This is a genomic window from Flagellimonas beolgyonensis (assembly GCF_003992615.1).
In the GTDB taxonomy this organism is placed as follows: domain Bacteria; phylum Bacteroidota; class Bacteroidia; order Flavobacteriales; family Flavobacteriaceae; genus Flagellimonas; species Flagellimonas beolgyonensis.
Genome location: NZ_RZMY01000018.1, coordinates 487,970 through 504,912, shown reverse-complemented (window position 1 = coordinate 504,912; position 16,943 = coordinate 487,970). Strand labels below are relative to the sequence as shown.

Below are 16,943 nucleotides of genomic sequence, written 5' to 3'. Positions count from 1 at the left end.
AGTAAAGGAAGTGGTGTCCTGATAGGAAGTCCTTAGGTCCTGCCCTGTTTTTCGATGACCCGAAAAACAACCCAGGCTTCTTTTATTATAGACCCCTTAAAATTTTTACCCTACCGTGGACGTAAAGGATTTCATCGCAAAGACACAAGAAGTCTTTGTAGAGGAAATCTTTGGCAGACGTCCAGCAATTATTTTCCGGGTAATTTGTTTATCATCGTTTTCCATTGGAAATCCATCCAACATCATTTATTTTATTACTGTAGCCCTTTTACTGGACTTAACAGGAGTAAACATTGGATGAAATTAACTTTCGCTTTTTTTTTGATTCCCGGGATTAGGACAAAATAACATCCCAAAGATGCATTGATTAAAGAAATCATTCCCATTTCATAGCAATGTACTTGGCCTGTTAAAACTTTTCAAGCGAATAGTCCTTACCAATAACTTTTAAAGTGGTTGCGTCCTTTTTTAATACAATCCCTTGTACACATGTAACAACTAGAAAAAGTAGTGCTAAAACCAGGACTATGACATATTGAGCATCGAACAATTCTTTATCAAAGTCACTTGTGAAATCAATGGTTTTAATAATGGGCCAAAGAAAAAACACACAGACAAATAAAAAAAGTAACGAGGAAATTATAAAATATGACCAGATAAATCTCTGGGAGTATCGCACCTTTTCAACTATATGGGTGATTACTTCACGTATTTCAGATTTCTCCCGAGGATTTTTGACAAAGAAATTGTGCTCACCTATTTTTTTGACTTTTTTTCCAAACAATCTGTAGATAGCTATTAAATCGGAAAAGTGATTTTTTAATGAAAAGTTCAAAATAATGGAGGACAACAGCAATGAGAAAATCACACCGATTTGTAGTACGGGGTTTGATATCCTACTCAAGGAAAATAGGATGGCCGAAAAGGCGATCGGCACAGAAAGGATTTTGATTGTCAAACTTGAGGTGATCTCGGAGAATGGCATTAACGATTCTCTTTTAAAGTCTTCATATTCATCCCTTAGCTTATCAATCGAGATGTCATTTAAATAAACCTGGAAGTCAAGATCGGCTTTTTCATAAATTTTATCGAATTTCAGAAAGGACTGTATTAGCCTTTCTTCGCTACCGTATTCGCTAATCGATTCAATAAGATTCTTTTTGATGAATTTAGGGAACTGTTTTTTGGAATCAATGTTGAAACAACTGTGAAATAAATCCAATCGGTTGGAAAGATCTTCATCTGTTTCCGGAAAGAAAGTGGGTTGTTTTACCTGAATTTTGTTCGATATCGTGGAAAGTAAAAAGGTTTCTCTTTGAATGTTATAATAATCTATGAATGAGAAATCCTCGTCCGATAGATTGGCTTCCTTACCAATTTCAATCCACTTTTTTTCAAATTCCTTGAAGTTAAAGATGTTGCTGAAAAAGAACTCGTCCGATGAACGGTCATTTGATTTATAAACATTGCCCTCCACCCAAGAAATAAATTGCTTGGATTGATTATCAAAAATCAGATAGTTTTTAGAGGAATCCAAGGATTTGTACGCCTTGGAAAAATTAGATCTGGAGTCAAAAATATCTATTCCAAAAATATTCCTGCTTCCTGCCAAACGAAAACTATCCCCTTCTCCGGTTGATGCGAACATTAAATCAAAATCATGATTGCCATTTGATTTGCCCAACAGTTCCCGAACCGCTCCCTCCGGCGCAACCAATATCAACTCATTTAATGTATCGGTTACCGTGAAGGAATGATTCTGAAAAAAATCAACCAACAATTCAAGATTCTGCTTGGGACTCATAGTCGCTAAGGATTTTAGCTGCCAATACGGCATCATTGATCACAACCATTCCCTCTTCCACCTTCACAATATCGTTGTCCAATAAATTTCGGGGAAATTGCAGTTTAATTCCACTTACGTTCACTGATATGTTTTTGAACAAATTTTTACTGGTCGATATCAACTTGAATTTTTCTGTGAAAATGTAATCATGGGCATCACAGGTCTCTCTGATAAGATTTCGGTTGTCAGGTCCATACAAATATTCGCTAAGGGCATAAAGATTGATAATATCATCATTATTGGATTGGGCGTAATTTAAGACCAACTGTAGTTTTTCAGTTGCCGTTCCCGCGTAACCTTCTTCATCAAAATCCCCAATTTTTAGAATAGCCTTACTCAAGTCCTTGGCATATTCTGAATTTTTGTGCAACTCGGCCGCTCCCAACCAATTTGAAAAGTAATCTGAAACTTCACTTTGTTTTGTACCACTATAGGTAAAGGAAAGGTAATTGAGCAAACTGTTCGTACTGATATCTAAAAAAATATTATGATTTACACGAGCTGCCATTGCCAAATTATTGGTATCCGCATATTCGACAGAATTTAAAATATACTTTGAGTTTTCCTCCGAGTATTGGATTTGGCCTCCCTTTCTATCCCGGATAAGAAATGCATAAAAAAAGCTATTGCCATTTATGTCCTCTTCTATAAAGGCAAATTTTCCCCCTTTGGCCGCTGTTTTATTCTGTAGAATAATTCCCATTTGATCAATCAACTCCCTAGTGGCTTCAACAAATCCTATTTCACCATTCTTGTACCTCCCGTAAAGCACCTTGAATCGACTGTCATCCTTAAACTTGGTATTACTGATCCGCTTGTCATTCCTATAGGCATCAATGAGAGATGCACAAAAATTTTCAATAGGCTCTCCTACTATCTCTATGGTAGATTCAGATTTAATGATTGTTACTTCATCAGAATGTTGTTCTTTTTCAATACTGTGAATGATTAAATTTTGATATGGCATCGGTAAGTTTGCTTTTTTTCTAAAAATGATTGATTACTATTTTATAGGGGAAAGAAATTACTGACGTAAATTAATAAGATTTTTGTTTTTCAAGCCCCAATTTGGATGATTTTTTGGGTTATGGGTGATGGAGCGTTTTTGATATGCCTTGGCATGATATTCAATCAACCCTTTTTCATCACTATTCAATCGCATAAAACGAAACATTTCATTATCTTCAGAACCTTTAATTGTTCAGTAATTACATTTCCGGCATTTACAATCTAGACTCAGACAATCAAAATTGGAGACATGATGAATTCCATTAGTGACATTCTCGAAGCCCACATGGATATACCCATTAAACAATGCTATTTTGTTGGTAGATTTCAATATTAAAAACAAAAAAAACCAGAAACAATGTTGGATGATGGATTCAAATCAAATCGGTACAGTGCCATCCTAGGGAATCTATGCGATAATGGCCATCTGGATAAAAGCGATGTTGATATACTACTGAAAAACTATATTTCCACACATACCATCAATTTCAATGGGATAGGTGATGAAAAGGCCAAAATCGTTACTGAGGCATTGATCGATAATTACCGGCGTATCAAAGGAGCTCAATAACCTACTCCATAGACCTTTTCCACTTTTCGACCCACTGTCGAAATCATCCTTCCTTGATTCCAATTTGACGTTTTGACTCCAATTTGTCATCCTTAAAAATTAGGTTATCAACAGCTCCCATCATTATTTCATATCCGTTGACATCAATTCAAAGCTTTTGGCCCCATATTGAATTAACCAAAATAATATTCACAAAATACTGATATTCAATATTTTAATGAATTAATACAGTACTTTTCACATATCAATAATCGTCTAATTTTTAAACGCTTACGATATGCGAAAATCTTTCTTCATTACTCTGCTATTGCTTTTTACCTCTAGTGCCGCATTAGCTCAGATTGGTGGGATTGAGGATTCGGTCAATGACATTTCCGATACCATCCGGGCCATTTTTCCCATTATTCTGGGGGTCATCTTTTTGGTGGGTTTTTTGTTCAATGCAGGTCATTTCTTCGGGGAGAACGCCGATCTTAAAAAAGGCATCACCCGGGTCTTGGTATTTGTGTTGATTGCAGGGGCCGTTGTCGGAATCTTCACTTATCTCATCGGAATCGTGGTCTAGGATGAAAGAGTACCCCACATACCGTAACATCCGAAAACGCGCCATGATCATGGGACTCCCCATATCCTTGTTTGCCCTACAGATGGTATCGGTCATCGGTTCCCTTTTGATCATCATCTTTTCATTCCAATTTGGTGTCATCGTGGGCCTACTGTTGTTCAATGCCCTGTTCTATGGGGCATTGGGCCGGTGGGTCAAAAGGCCCTTTACCTTTCAGGTTCAAAACAACTTTCCCAGTACTATCAGCAATAAACGACTAAGCCCTTTGTCCCATGCCTAAGATCAACCTGAACGCCCATCATCCCATTCTCGATATCCAAAACCATATCGTCTTTGCCAGCAACGGCAATGTGGTCCTTTGCTACACAATCGACCTGCCCGAGGTGTATTCCCTTTCCGAAAGGGATTTTGAGGAACTCCACGGGACCTGGTTCCAAGCTTTTAAATCCTTGCCCAAGGGCACGATTATCCATAAACAGGATGTCTACCAAGAACAGGGCTATACAACCGAGCAACTTAACAACAACACCTTTTTGGAAAAGGCCACCCACGACTACTTCAAAGGCAGGGCATATGTAAAACACAAAGGGTACCTGTTCTTCGTACTCCCCTTGGACAAAGTACTCAATGCCTCCAAGTATGTGAATCCCTTTCGTAAAACAGCAAAAGGGTACCATAGAAAATTGGACCTACAGGTGGCTGAGTTCATCACTGCAATTAATGATGCTATTTCCTATATCAACAACTCAAGGCACATAGTCTTACTTCCTATGAAACCTCAGGATATTTTGGCCCATACCCATGATCATTTCAATGGATTCAACCTGGATTTTGATACCGACATCCTATTGAAAAACAACGCAATCGAAATCGGGGACCATTATTTTGATACCATGGCCATCAACAGTGAACTCTGCTTTGGGGAATCGGTACAAAGTAGCATCTCAAATGCTAGGTTTACCACAAATGACTTTACCTTCCACCAAGGTTTTTTGGACGGTTTGGGATTGGACCTCAAGGAGAACCATATCGTCAACCACATCCTGTATCTGGATGACAGGCAAAAATGGCGCAGGGTCTTGGACAAAAAAATCGAGGAGCTTTCCAAAAGCTCAAATTTCGGTACTCAAAACAAGGTGGTCCTTAAAAAAATCCGGCAAATTGTGGACCAGATCAATCAAGATGATAGTTCCCGGATTGTACGCGGACACCTGAACATCATTTTCTGGCACCAAGAACAACACTATTTAAAGCAGATTGCCTCCAAGATCAAGGCTGAATTCAAGGAACTTGACATGGTGGTCTACCACCCTAACGGGGAAGAACGTAAACACTACTTTTTAAACTCCCATCCCTGTCATGCCTCCAACTTCTCCAATGAAGACCTGTATGTCTCCGACCTGAAACATGCCTTATGCCTATATATCAATAACACCAACTACAAATCCGATGGCACAGGGATCATCTTCAACGACCGCCAGAACAATATTCCGGTACTCAAGGATGTCTGGGACGCCAATAAGAAACGGATCAAGGCCCGGAACTTTGCCATATTCGCCCCGACCGGGGAAGGCAAATCCTTCTTGGCCAATAACATTCTACGTCAGTACTTCGAGGCGGGTGTGCGGCTGGTCATTATCGATCTTGGGGGTTCCTATGCCAAATTTGCCCAATTGTATCCCGATAATCATGCGGTCCTTCGCTATGAGCAAGGCAAGAACTTGGGTATCAATCCCTTTTATATTGCCGATCCGTCCGATTTGACCCCTGAACGCTTGGAAGATCTAGCCTTGTTTCTTTTGGAACTCTTGGCCGAAAGCCAGGTGACCAAATCCAAAGAAGTGGCCTTGAAAAAGGTATTGTTGTACTACTATGGCAAGATCAAAGAAGGGCATTCCCTAGCTTCCCTATATCACTTCGTGGACAGATACAAGGACACCCTAATCGATGAGACCTGTATGCAAGAATCCGATTTCAATGTCTATGGTTTTTTGCACATCCTTTCCGAATATGTGGAAGGGGGGCTGTACAGTTTTCTGTTCCATGTCGAAAAGGATCAGACTTACAAGATCGAGGACAAACGCTTGATTGTTTTTGAGCTGGACGAGGTACGTGACAATAAAGAAATCCTTTCCGTAATGCTCAAATTGATCAAATCGGCCATACAGCGTACCATTTGGAGGAACAGATCGGAACGGGGCATCATCCTTTTTGATGAGTTTGCCAAACAATTGAAGTTTCCCAATGTGCTGGAAAGCGTGGAATTCTATTATCAGGCCATCCGAAAACAGAACGGGGCCATCGGCATTATCCTCCAGTCCATCAACCAATTGCCGGACAACTCCACTTCGGCCAGTATCCTGGAGAACACTCAGGTCATTTATAGCCTAAAAAACGAGAAAGGGTATGAGGCCCTAAAGAATAGACTGAGCCTATCCGGTCACGACTTGAACCAACTCAAATCGATTCGAACCAACCTGACCGGGGACCGAAAGTATACGGAGGTCTTTATCAAAATCGGAAAGGAAAGCAATGTGTTCCGATTGGAGGTACCCCCCGAGGTGTATGCCGCCTATTTGACCGATGGCAGTGAAAATGAACATATCATGCAGCTCTATGAACAGACCCATGATATGGAGCAAGCCATCACAGCCTTTATGAACCAGCAAAAGAAAATGATATGAAAAAAGACATGAAACGCACACTTTATACCAATTCCAAGGCTTTGGTACTCACACTGATTTTGGCCATTTATCTACCCGGCCGTGCTACGGCCCAGGGGATGCCGGTATATGACAATACAAACTTTATCAGTATGACCAAGTCACTCTTGGAATCAGCCAAACAGACCTCGGAACTCTTAAAGACCGTTGAGTTTCTAAAGGAACAAAAGGAGAACATAGTCAAGGTGAACAATACCATCAAACAACTCAAAGCGGTCAAAGAACTGGCCAAGAACAATGAGATCTTGTTCCGAACCGTACAAAATGACCTCAGGGACATCTTGAACTCTTCCTATATCAAGGCCGATGAAGTGGCACAAATAGCGGATTCCTTTGAAGCAATCATGGACACGGCCATCGACGATCTAGATTTTGTCAACCAGATTCTCTCCAGTGATTTTTTGAAAATGACGGATGCCGAACGGATGGCCATTTTGATGGAAAAGAAAACACAATCCCAGGAAATGGTGGCAGAACTGGAGGTCAAGACCCGTCGCTATCGGGAAATCATCTCCTTTAGGAAGATGCAGGACATTATCAATAATCGCGAAAAGGAGTATTGATGGCGGGAATCTTTTTGGGCATAGGATTGGAATATGTGGATGCCGTCTTTCAGACCATCAAGGACAGTTACTTTTCCCAATATACCATTGTGGGGATGAAGACCTTGGCCCTACTATTGTTCTTGGTTAATATCCTCAAAAAATACAATGAGGGCATCTCCTCGACCGATGGCCATACCTGGGGGCTTACCCCCACAGAACTGGCCAAGAACTTTCTGATCGTGCTCTTGGTCATCTTCTCCACACAGGTGTTGGGAGTCTTCGATGGCATACTTGTGGCCATTGAATCCCAATACCGGGACACGGCTCCTGCACTCCTCCCCTTACAGCTACAGGATGTAGATCTGGAACGGGACGTGGGTGCCTTGGAAGCCGCCAAAAAAGCCATGGCCATCCTATATGAGGCCTTGGTCACGCCCTTGTACGGACTTAAAATGTTGGCCTTTATCATCGGGGTGATCCTATGGTTGCTCGATATCTTCATCTATCCACTCTTCCTAGCGGAACGGTATTTCCTGTTGGGGATCTTGCAGGCCTTTTTTCCCCTGGTGATCAGCTTATCGGTATTTGAGAAGTTTCGTAGCCTGGCCTATACCTATTTCAAGTTGTACGCAGGGGTCTATATGTTGGTTCCTGCCTTTTTTCTGGTCAATGTCTTTGTCAACAACCTCTACACGGAGATCAACACCAACTTTTGGGGCAGCCTCTTTGGGACGGATTGGGGCAGCGAGTTCTTTGCCCCAATCATCGAGTTTGGATCTATCGGGTTCATCGTACTGCTCAAGTTCAAACTATATAGAAAAGCCACCAGCTTTACCCTTCGATTGTTCACTGGATAAACTGAATAGAAAATGAAAACACCTTTTAAGAACATACAACAACAACTGCGATTGAACCGTTGGGTCGTCCTCTCGGTGGTACTTGTTTCGGGATTGGTCTGTATAATTTCCATAACCATGGTAATCCGAATGCACCAAAATATCCTCAACAGGGCCTTTGTGGTCAATGACTCCGGCGATGTCATACCACTCAAACTCATCGACCAACGGGAGAATCTTGAAGTAGAGGCCTTGGCACATTTGGAGCAATTCCATCGGTGGTTCTATGAAGTGGATGCAGCCAGTTATGAAGTACATATGGAAAAGGCCCTCTGGTTGGGCAATGCCTCGGTGGATGCCCTTTATAGGCAGAAAAAGGCCGATGGTTTTTATAATCGCCTAATGCAATATTCCTTGGTCCAACAAGTGAAGCGCATTGATTCCAAGATCGATATCACAACTGAGCCCTACCGTTTCGAGACCCGAACCGTCTTCAACATCAACAGAGGTAGTGTCACAGACACCTATGAATTGCTCACTTCAGGCAAACTGATGTCTGTGGAGCGCCATTTCCCCCATAATCCCCATGGGTTGTTGATCATTGATTTTTTTGAAAACTCCCTCCGTAAACTAGAAGAAAATGAAACTACAGAAAAGTAAAATCGTATTTGTACTGGTACTGGTCTGCGTGGTATTGTTCATCACCGCGTATTCCCTACTCACCTTTGGCAAGGACAAAGATCAAGAACTGAATCCCGATCAAATCCCACTACCGGACCTGAAAGGGAACACCGTGGAATATAATTCCAAACTGGAGGCCCTGGAGGCCATCAAAGAGGGACGTGAAACCACTGCACCTCCTATGTATCCCGAACATATGGTGGACGACAAAGGCTACTTCAACCCTGATTACATGGAATATGAAAAACAGCGTATCATCGATAGTATTTATTTAGCAGGACAGGACAAGTATGATCGGCCATTGCCACCAAAACAATCCACAGTGTCCCCTGTTACCCCCAAACCGGAAAGCGAAATCCCAATGATTTCCAATTCCACTCCAGTAACCAAAAGCATTGATCCCAAAGCACTCGGGCTGGAACACGAACTTTTCTTTGCCTTGAAACCTAATTCCGATAGCAAGCTCTATAATGAAATACCAATGGTAAGGGTCAACGGTAGCCAACGGATAAGAGAGGGGCATCGCTTGGACTTGATGCTCACTTCGGCCATCACCATCAATGACATCCATTTTCCCAAGTATACCCGCATATACGGTTTTGTCAAGATTCGTCCCAACCGTGTCATGGTGGAAGTTTCCCAAATTGATGATCATTCCGTATCACTGAAAGCGTATGACCTGCAAGATGGCAAGGAAGGGATCTATGTGGAAAATCATCTTAAGGGAGCCGTTGTAAACCAAGGGCTGGATGAGACCATCAGGGAGGTCAATATCCCCGGGATCCCCCAATTGGGCGGCATCAAGAATATCTTCCGTAAGGACAATCGCGCCATCAAGGTGGAAATCTCCAATAACTATCAATTCCTATTAAAACCCTAATCATGTATTTAAAGCAGCTCTACACACTCATCATCATTTCAACGATATCGATAAAGGCACATGGCCAACCAGCCATGGACACCATTTATGCCAATGAACACCATAACGTGGCCTTTTTCTTTCCCAGTCCCGTGCAAAAAGCGATTACGGGGCATCCCGCTTTTGTATTCACCTACAACATGGAACAGGAAGAACACCTTGGTTTGTTACAGGCAGTTCCAGGAAGACCGAGCAATCTATTGGTCATGACTACCAGTGGTAAGGTCTACTCCTTCCATTTGGCATATGCAAAGACACTTCAGCGTTACAACCACTTTATAACAACAGAACAAAGCATAGGGAACCTTCCACCCAAACTAAACAATAAGAAACTTGATTCAAAAGTCGTGGATTCACTTACAAAGCAGCAGAAAACATACAAGGAACGCTGTTCATATCTATTGGAACACAACCCAAAAAATTTAGTGACCAAACGAAAAAGTGGACTTCGGTTACGCTTGGAATCCATGACCTATCATGGCAATGAAGTGTACTTGGTTATTGATATCAAAAACAAATCGGCCATTGATTTCGAATTGGGTCATTTGGCCATAACTGTCACCAATGGCAGTAAAAAAAGAAGAGCTTCCTCCCAAGAAATACCATTGGATGTGACCTACATTCATAAAAAACCAAGTATCATTCGAACGGGAAATCACGAACACTTTGTCTGTGTGACACCCAAGTTTGTCTTGGGAGACGAGGAAACATTAAGGATACAGTTATGGGAAAATAGAGGCAGTCGCACCATTGACCTCAAGTATGCAAGACACTGATTACTAACCTCAATTTCCGATATTTGATAAAAATAACACCAAAAACCCAATTAAAAAATAACAATTTTTCATAAAAAATAATGATAAATAATCATATTTCACGTTAAGTAATCATTTTTCATGGTATATTTGTCACTGTTTTTCATGCAAAAAAATGAAAAGTAATTCTTTTTCACATAAAGTAACTGTTTTTCACGGACGTAAATTACCTGAGGAAGGTTACCTGGTCGGCTATTCCCTATTGATTTCAGTCATTGGAAACCAATATGGCACGGTAGTTCCCCTGCCCGATATAATGGCCATGGCAACAGAAAAGCACCAACGCTACGACACTGACCAATGGCAGGTGTTTACCATTAGGCATAAACCCAAGGAAGACCTGAAAAGTCATTTGGTCTTTGCTCTTAAATACGAGCCCTTGGACCTATATATACTGAAAAGTATTTTCGAGTTGACCGGTGATGCCATCATACACCAAATGTTGAAAGAAGAGCCTACCGGTCAATTTACCCGAAGGGCATGGTTTTTATATGAATGGTTGACCGGGAACACGCTCGATGTTCCCAACCTGAACAGAGGCACATATGTGGAGGTGGTGGACCCTTCACTGCAATATGCGGGCCACCCCGAGAATTCCACCCGGCATCGTGTAAAGAACAACTTGCCCGGGGTTCCGGGATTCTGTCCAATGATTCGCAGGACTGAGAAACTGGAGGGGTATATTGAAAAAGATCTTTCCGAAACCATAGAAAAGGGATTGGGAAAGCGGGACAAGGATCTCATACGAAGGACCGCTGCCTTTTTATTGTTGAAAGATTCCAAGGCATCATTTGCCATTGAAGGGGAGCATCCCCCAAGCATGCGGGCCAGAAATTGGGGAAAGGCCATCGGGCAATCGGGAAAATCCCCTTTGAGCATAGAAGAGATCGAACGGTTGCAGCACATTGTCATCGGAAGCAAAAAATTAAGGCATATGGGCATACGGACCGGGGAAGGCTTTATAGGCGAACATGATAGGGAAACCCTATCCCCCATGCCCGACCATATTTCCGCCAAGGCCACGGACCTGCCCTTGTTGATACAAGGGTTGCTCGATACCAACGCACTGTTGCAGCAAGCCGGTTACAATCCGGTATTGGCCGCGGTCACCATTGCTTTCGGCTTTGTTTTTATCCATCCCCTATCCGATGGTAATGGCAGGATACACCGATATATCATCCACCATTTGCTCACTCGGATGGGCTATACCAAACGAGGGATGATATTTCCCATATCCTCTGCCATTCTAGAACGGATAGACGAATATCAGGATATCCTGGAGCATTTTTCCTCTCCAAGGGTCGATCTGATCGAATGGGAGGAAACACCCGACCATAACATCAAAATCCTAAACGAAACCATTGACCTATACCGGTACTTTGATCTGACCAGACATGCTGAATTCCTGTATACATGTGTGGAAGAGACCATTGAAAGGATCATACCGGAAGAATTGGATTATTTGGAAAAATATGACCGTATGACCCAATTTGTCAATACCCTCGTGACCCTACCGGATACCAAGGTGGATCTCTTGATAAAATTTCTCGATCAAAACAATGGAAGATTGTCAAAGAAAAGAAGGGAAAAGGAATTTGAGGAATTGACGGATGGGGAAGTACAGGAATTGGAAGTTGCCTTCCAACATATTTTTAATGGATGATACGTTTATTGTATTTGTTTCGATCCTCTTCACGATGAGATAATTCCCTTGGTTTTACCTCTCGACGGATGGACCAAATAAAAAAAGGGTTCGGTTTCCCGAACCCTTCCAAAATAGGGAGTCAAACGATTAGCCTTTCAATGCGTTGGCTTGCTCTTCCAAGGCCTTGACTCTTTCCTTGATCCTGGCCTCCCGCTTTTGACATTTATCCGCATAGGTCTTTTCAATGGCCACTATTTTCTCCTTAAAATAGGGCTTCATGGCCGTATAGAAAGTCTGGTTGGTCAGATTATTGGTATGATTACTTTCTCCGAGATGTACTTGTCGGGTCAACAGGAACCTGATCAGCCTATAAAAGATTTCCTTCTTAAAATCTCGTTTTAACTGTTTTACCAGTTCTTCTTTTGACAACATGGCGTCATTCCCAAGGAATCTTTCAAAATGTTTCCGTTGGTCGTGAAACCCAATATTGTTCTCAAACATCGAGACGGAAATGGCCACCATTTCATCCACGGTCAAGGATGTCTTCCTATCGATATAATCCGTCTCCCTGATCATATCCACTACTTCTTTGAACTGGTTGTTGTTCTCGATTTCCTTTTTCCGCAATTCCCGTGTATTGATTTTCACAATTTGCTCCTCCGGAGTACATTCGGCCATTCTTCGTTTTTCCAGAGACCGGACACCCGAACTTTCACCAGTGACCACTTCCCTGACCTTTACAAAAATAGTGTGGGTCAAATAGGTATCCGTATCTAGGAGAATGCCTTTGTCAAAGCCATTGTCCAGCGCATTGTCCCATGCTTCCTTTTCCTCTGTAAAGGATTCCAAGGCCTCGGCCAGGAATTCACCTAATTCTTCCTCAGTATATTCAAAATGGCAATGTTCCTCCCGAATGCGTTCCATGGTTGGCTTGACCGGTTCATTCAAAATATCCAGTTCATTGGTCAAATGCACCTCAAGACCCTGATTCTCCATTTGGGCCATGACCCATTGGTTCTGTTCCTCTTCCACCCAGTATTTACTGACGTTGGGCACCAGTCTCAACCCATCCTTTTTCACCCTTTTCAGGAGTTGCATAAAAGTCCTTGCCTTTTTGTTCTCAAAACAGGCCGTTCGGGTACAGACCATCTTGCCATCTCCGAACAAATTGCCCTGATTGGCAGCATTGAAGGGACAGACGTCACAAGACCCTGCTTTGGGTACCAAAGTCTTGTCAGTTACATCAAAACAGGATTTGGTCAGGTCAAAGGTCCGGCTTTCGACCATCCGTTTGATCCGATGTTCTTGAAAATCCCCTTCAAGGCTTTCCAATAGCATTCGTTGCTCCCCTGGTTCGAAAAGGGCCACGGCTATCCCTAGGGACAAGGTCATTTTCCCATCCCGCACAAACTGTTTGAATCCCTCGATCAATCCTGCGAGCTTGATGCGCTGTCTGACATAGTTTTCAGAACGACCCAATCGTTTGGCTATCTCAGTGGGTCCATATCTTTCCAACAGAAATTGAATGGCTTCGGCCTCTTCTGTGGGTTCCACATCCCTGCGTTGTAGGTTTTCAATAATCTGGACCTCGAGGATCTCATGCTCCCCATACTCCTTTAAGATGGCTGGAATGGTCGGCTGTCCTGCTAATTTACAGGCCCGAAACCGACGTTCCCCCATCACAATGATATGTCCATCCCCTTCCTTTCGTACCGTAATGGGTTGTAATACCCCATGTTCGGCGATGCTCTGTGCCAACATTTGCAAACTTTTTTCATCAAAGGTTTTTCTAGGCTGTTTGGGATCGGGAAAAACCGAGCTGATGTCCAGCATCTGTATTTGTTGAAAGGATTTCGCTTTTACTACAGCTTTGTTTTTTTTTGCATTTGTTCCTTGCCCATTTTTTTTCTTACAGGCCACTCCTTGCTTTGCTTGTGTTTCCATGATTTTTGGATTTTGGTTAAACAATATTTGCGCGTGACCAAGCGGAAGACAGAATTTTGGAGCGGCAAGGAAACGGAATAAAAAGTGAGGAATGAAACGGCTTTATGCCGTCCCTTGTCCGAGAAAATATTGCGAGCTTAACTTTCGGGAATATTGGTATACATCAAATAATCAATTTTGTCCCATATGGATCATCATCCCCGAAAACCTCAGAACTTGCTGGCAATTCTTTATCTTTGAATCATGAAAATCCTTGTAGTATTATTATCCATATTCACTTTGCTCCTATCATCATTTCCATGTTGCGAGGATAATGGTTCCTGTTACGAAACATTGCAGGTGGATCAATGTGGACATGATGATTCGGAAAAGGTGCCACATGAAAAAGACGGCCCCTGTTCACCCTTTTATACCTGTGGTCAATGTTCAGGATTTACATTGACCTATGGGAAGTTTATTGACCTTGTCATAATAGAAATTGACCTTAAATCAATTCTGGTTCCTTATCTGGAATTTGAACCCAAAGAGGTGTATTCCCATTTTTTGAAACCGCCTCGCTCGTTTGAAGTATAGGTAACAAGTTCAATTTAACGCTTGGCCATTTATCGGGTCGAGAATATCATACTTCAAAACAAATTAAATGAAATTACGATTGTTTGTGATGCTATCCCTCTTCGGGATGGTTTCCGTTATTGCACAGAATACCTTTGACCTTACGGTCAAGGATTCCCATAGTGGTGAGCCCCTGATTGGGGTCACTGCGGTATTGGTGCCTCTGAACAAAGGAACCATATCCAATGAAGAAGGAAAAATACACATGGAGGATATCCCCAATGGGACCTTCCAACTGCGGTTGAGCTATATCGGTTATGCCACAGTGGAACGCATCTTTACTTTTCCCTTGGATAAAACGCCACAGGGATTGACCATTTCACTGATGCCCCAGACAGAGGAGATTGAAGAGGTAACCCTCGTCTCTACTAGGAGCAGTCGCACTATTGAGGATATCCCTACCCGGGTCGAGGTCATTGCCGGGGAGGAACTCTCCGAAAAGGGAAACATGAAACCAGGTGATATACGGATGCTGCTCAACGAGAGTACTGGTATCCGTACCCAGCAGACCTCCGCCACCAGTTATAATTCCAGCATCCGTATCCAAGGGTTGGATGGAAAGTATACCCAGCTCCTCAGGGACGGGTTTCCATTGTATTCCGGATTTGCCAGTGGGCTCAGTCTCATGCAGATCGCTCCCTTGGACTTGAAACAAGTGGAGGTCATCAAGGGGTCAAGCTCCACCCTTTATGGAGGAGGGGCCATTGCCGGTTTGGTCAACCTGATTTCCAAAACACCGGAAGATGAACCCGAACTCAGTTTTATGGCCAACGGTACCTCGGCCCTTGGTCTGGACCTCAGTGGCTTTTATTCACAAAAGTCCGACAAAGTGGGCGCCACGATGTTCGCCTCCTACAATCTGGGGACACCTTATGACCCTGCGGATATCGGGTTGACGGCGATTCCAGAGTTTGATCGCTTTACCCTTAACCCCAAATTGTACCTCTATCCCGGTGAGGATACAGAACTACTATTGGGTATCAATGCCATTTGGGAGGACCGCCTTGGGGGAAACATGGATTTTGTGAAAGGCGATGCCGTGACCAATCCCTACTTTGAGTCCAACGAAACCCAGCGGGTATCTACCCAATTGGGCTTCAAACATGCCTTTAATGACCGTAACCGATTCGAGGTCAAGAACAGTTTCAGTTTTTATGACCGTACCATTCAGATTCCGGACTTCACCTTTTCGGGCTATCAACGTTCCTCCTTTAGTGAACTTAATTTTTCAACCAATTCGGAAGATGATGTGGAATGGGTCTTCGGGGCGAATCTGTGGACGGAATTTTTCAACGATACCCGAGAAGGTCAGACAGGGGCCTTGGACCAATCCTACCGGATTTTTGGATTGTTCACCCAAAATGTTTGGCCCATTGATGAAATGTTGTCATTGGAGACCGGACTTCGGACCGATTTCCATTCTGATTATGGAGCTATGGCCCTTCCTAGATTGTCGGTCCTCTATGAACCCACCGGTGCTTTGACCTTCCGTTTGGGTGGTGGTATGGGATACAAGACCCCCACGGTGTTCACCGAGGATGCGGAGCGGTTACAGTTCAGAAACGTGCTGCCCATCAATACGGATGAGGCTGACTTGGAGCGTTCCTTGGGCGGCAATTTCGATGTGAACTATAGATGGGTCCCACTACCAGGGATGACGATGTCCATCAATACGCTCCTTTTCTATACGAAAATCGATGACCCCATGTCATTGGTGCCGGATGGTAATGGCTTTTATGAGTTTCAACAATATGGAGGCTATGTGGACACCCGAGGTGCCGAGGTCAACCTCAAGATAAAATATGGGGATTTTAAACTCTTTACCGGGTATACCCATGCCAATGTAAAACAACATGAAAATGGGACGGTATCGGATTTTCCATTGGTGGCCAAGCACCGTTTGAACAATGTGTTAATGTTTGAAAAGGAAGATAACCTTTGGGTGGGCCTTGAGTCCTATTACTACAGTCCACAAAAATTAGGCAGCGGGAAAACTGGACAATCCTATTGGATTGTTGGGCTGATGAGCGAAAAGAAGCTCGGGGAAAAGTTTTCGATCTTCTTAAACTTTGAAAATTTTTTGGACACCCGACAGACCCGCTTCGGCACTATCTATACCGGAAACATAAGTGATCCTCAGTTTTTGGACATCTATGCCCCCGTTGATGGTTTTGTGATTAATGGTGGATTCAAGTTAAGGCTATGATTCTTTAAGAATGCAAATATTACAATC

The 16,943-nt window shown here is 42.9% G+C and carries 15 protein-coding genes; 12 read left to right on the top strand and 3 right to left on the bottom strand.

The window, feature by feature from the left end; all coding sequences use genetic code 11:
• Window positions 1-409 precede the first annotated feature (409 nt).
• Both EO131_RS16815 and EO131_RS16810 read right to left on the bottom strand, forming a co-directional pair.
• The gene (locus tag EO131_RS16815) at window positions 410-1,804 is read right to left on the bottom strand and encodes a hypothetical protein (protein ID WP_127025019.1); all 1,395 of its coding nucleotides are present in this window, start codon (window positions 1,802-1,804) and stop codon (window positions 410-412) included.
• Window positions 1,782-2,813, bottom strand: coding sequence for a nucleoid-associated protein (locus EO131_RS16810; protein WP_127025016.1), 1,032 nt, complete (start codon window positions 2,811-2,813; stop codon window positions 1,782-1,784). Before EO131_RS16810 ends, EO131_RS16815 begins: the two co-directional genes overlap by 23 nt.
• Before the next feature lie 399 nt (window positions 2,814-3,212).
• Between EO131_RS16810 and EO131_RS16805 the strand changes: the two genes are divergently transcribed.
• The 10 genes from EO131_RS16805 (at window position 3,213) to EO131_RS16760 (ending at window position 12,172) form a co-directional block, all read left to right on the top strand.
• Entirely contained in the window at window positions 3,213-3,425 is a 213-nt protein-coding gene (locus EO131_RS16805; RefSeq protein WP_127025013.1) for a hypothetical protein, read from the top strand.
• A gap of 277 nt (window positions 3,426-3,702) precedes the next feature.
• A complete protein-coding gene (locus EO131_RS16800; RefSeq protein WP_127025011.1) occupies window positions 3,703-3,990 on the top strand; it encodes a hypothetical protein in 288 nt (95 codons plus the stop codon).
• A 1-nt stretch (window position 3,991) separates the two neighbouring features.
• On the top strand, window positions 3,992-4,270 hold the full coding sequence (locus tag EO131_RS16795; protein WP_127025008.1) for a hypothetical protein: 279 nt from the start codon (window positions 3,992-3,994) through the stop codon (window positions 4,268-4,270).
• The gene (locus tag EO131_RS16790; protein WP_127025005.1) at window positions 4,263-6,674 is read left to right on the top strand and encodes a TraG family conjugative transposon ATPase; all 2,412 of its coding nucleotides are present in this window, start codon (window positions 4,263-4,265) and stop codon (window positions 6,672-6,674) included. Before EO131_RS16795 ends, EO131_RS16790 begins: the two co-directional genes overlap by 8 nt.
• Window positions 6,671-7,276, top strand: a complete 606-nt coding sequence (locus tag EO131_RS16785; RefSeq protein ID WP_241243885.1) for a conjugal transfer protein — start codon at window positions 6,671-6,673, stop codon at window positions 7,274-7,276. The genes EO131_RS16790 and EO131_RS16785 overlap by 4 nt, the downstream gene beginning before the upstream one ends.
• Entirely contained in the window at window positions 7,276-8,115 is an 840-nt protein-coding gene (locus EO131_RS16780) for a hypothetical protein (RefSeq protein ID WP_206512909.1), read from the top strand. The genes EO131_RS16785 and EO131_RS16780 overlap by 1 nt, the downstream gene beginning before the upstream one ends.
• 12 nt (window positions 8,116-8,127) lie before the next feature.
• Window positions 8,128-8,754: a conjugal transfer protein TraK gene (locus EO131_RS16775; RefSeq protein ID WP_127024999.1), complete on the top strand. Its 627-nt coding sequence runs from the start codon at window positions 8,128-8,130 to the stop codon at window positions 8,752-8,754.
• Complete coding sequence (gene traM / locus EO131_RS16770) at window positions 8,735-9,655, top strand: conjugative transposon protein TraM (RefSeq protein WP_127024997.1); 921 nt, start codon at window positions 8,735-8,737, stop codon at window positions 9,653-9,655. Before EO131_RS16775 ends, traM begins: the two co-directional genes overlap by 20 nt.
• Before the next feature lie 2 nt (window positions 9,656-9,657).
• Entirely contained in the window at window positions 9,658-10,470 is an 813-nt protein-coding gene (locus EO131_RS16765) for a DUF4138 domain-containing protein (protein WP_127024994.1), read from the top strand.
• A gap of 154 nt (window positions 10,471-10,624) precedes the next feature.
• Window positions 10,625-12,172: a Fic family protein gene (locus tag EO131_RS16760; protein ID WP_127024991.1), complete on the top strand. Its 1,548-nt coding sequence runs from the start codon at window positions 10,625-10,627 to the stop codon at window positions 12,170-12,172.
• Between the two features lie 129 nt (window positions 12,173-12,301).
• Here EO131_RS16760 and EO131_RS16755 read toward each other — a convergent pair whose 3' ends face one another.
• Window positions 12,302-14,098 carry a ParB/RepB/Spo0J family partition protein gene (locus tag EO131_RS16755; protein WP_127024988.1) on the bottom strand — a complete coding sequence of 599 codons (1,797 nt, stop codon included), beginning with the start codon at window positions 14,096-14,098 and terminating at the stop codon, window positions 12,302-12,304.
• Between the two features lie 243 nt (window positions 14,099-14,341).
• Between EO131_RS16755 and EO131_RS16750 the strand changes: the two genes are divergently transcribed.
• Together EO131_RS16750 and EO131_RS16745 are read left to right on the top strand one after the other, a co-directional pair.
• Entirely contained in the window at window positions 14,342-14,671 is a 330-nt protein-coding gene (locus tag EO131_RS16750; RefSeq protein ID WP_127024985.1) for a hypothetical protein, read from the top strand.
• A 67-nt stretch (window positions 14,672-14,738) separates the two neighbouring features.
• The gene (locus tag EO131_RS16745) at window positions 14,739-16,916 is read left to right on the top strand and encodes a TonB-dependent receptor (protein WP_127024982.1); all 2,178 of its coding nucleotides are present in this window, start codon (window positions 14,739-14,741) and stop codon (window positions 16,914-16,916) included.
• Window positions 16,917-16,943: the final 27 nt, after the last annotated feature.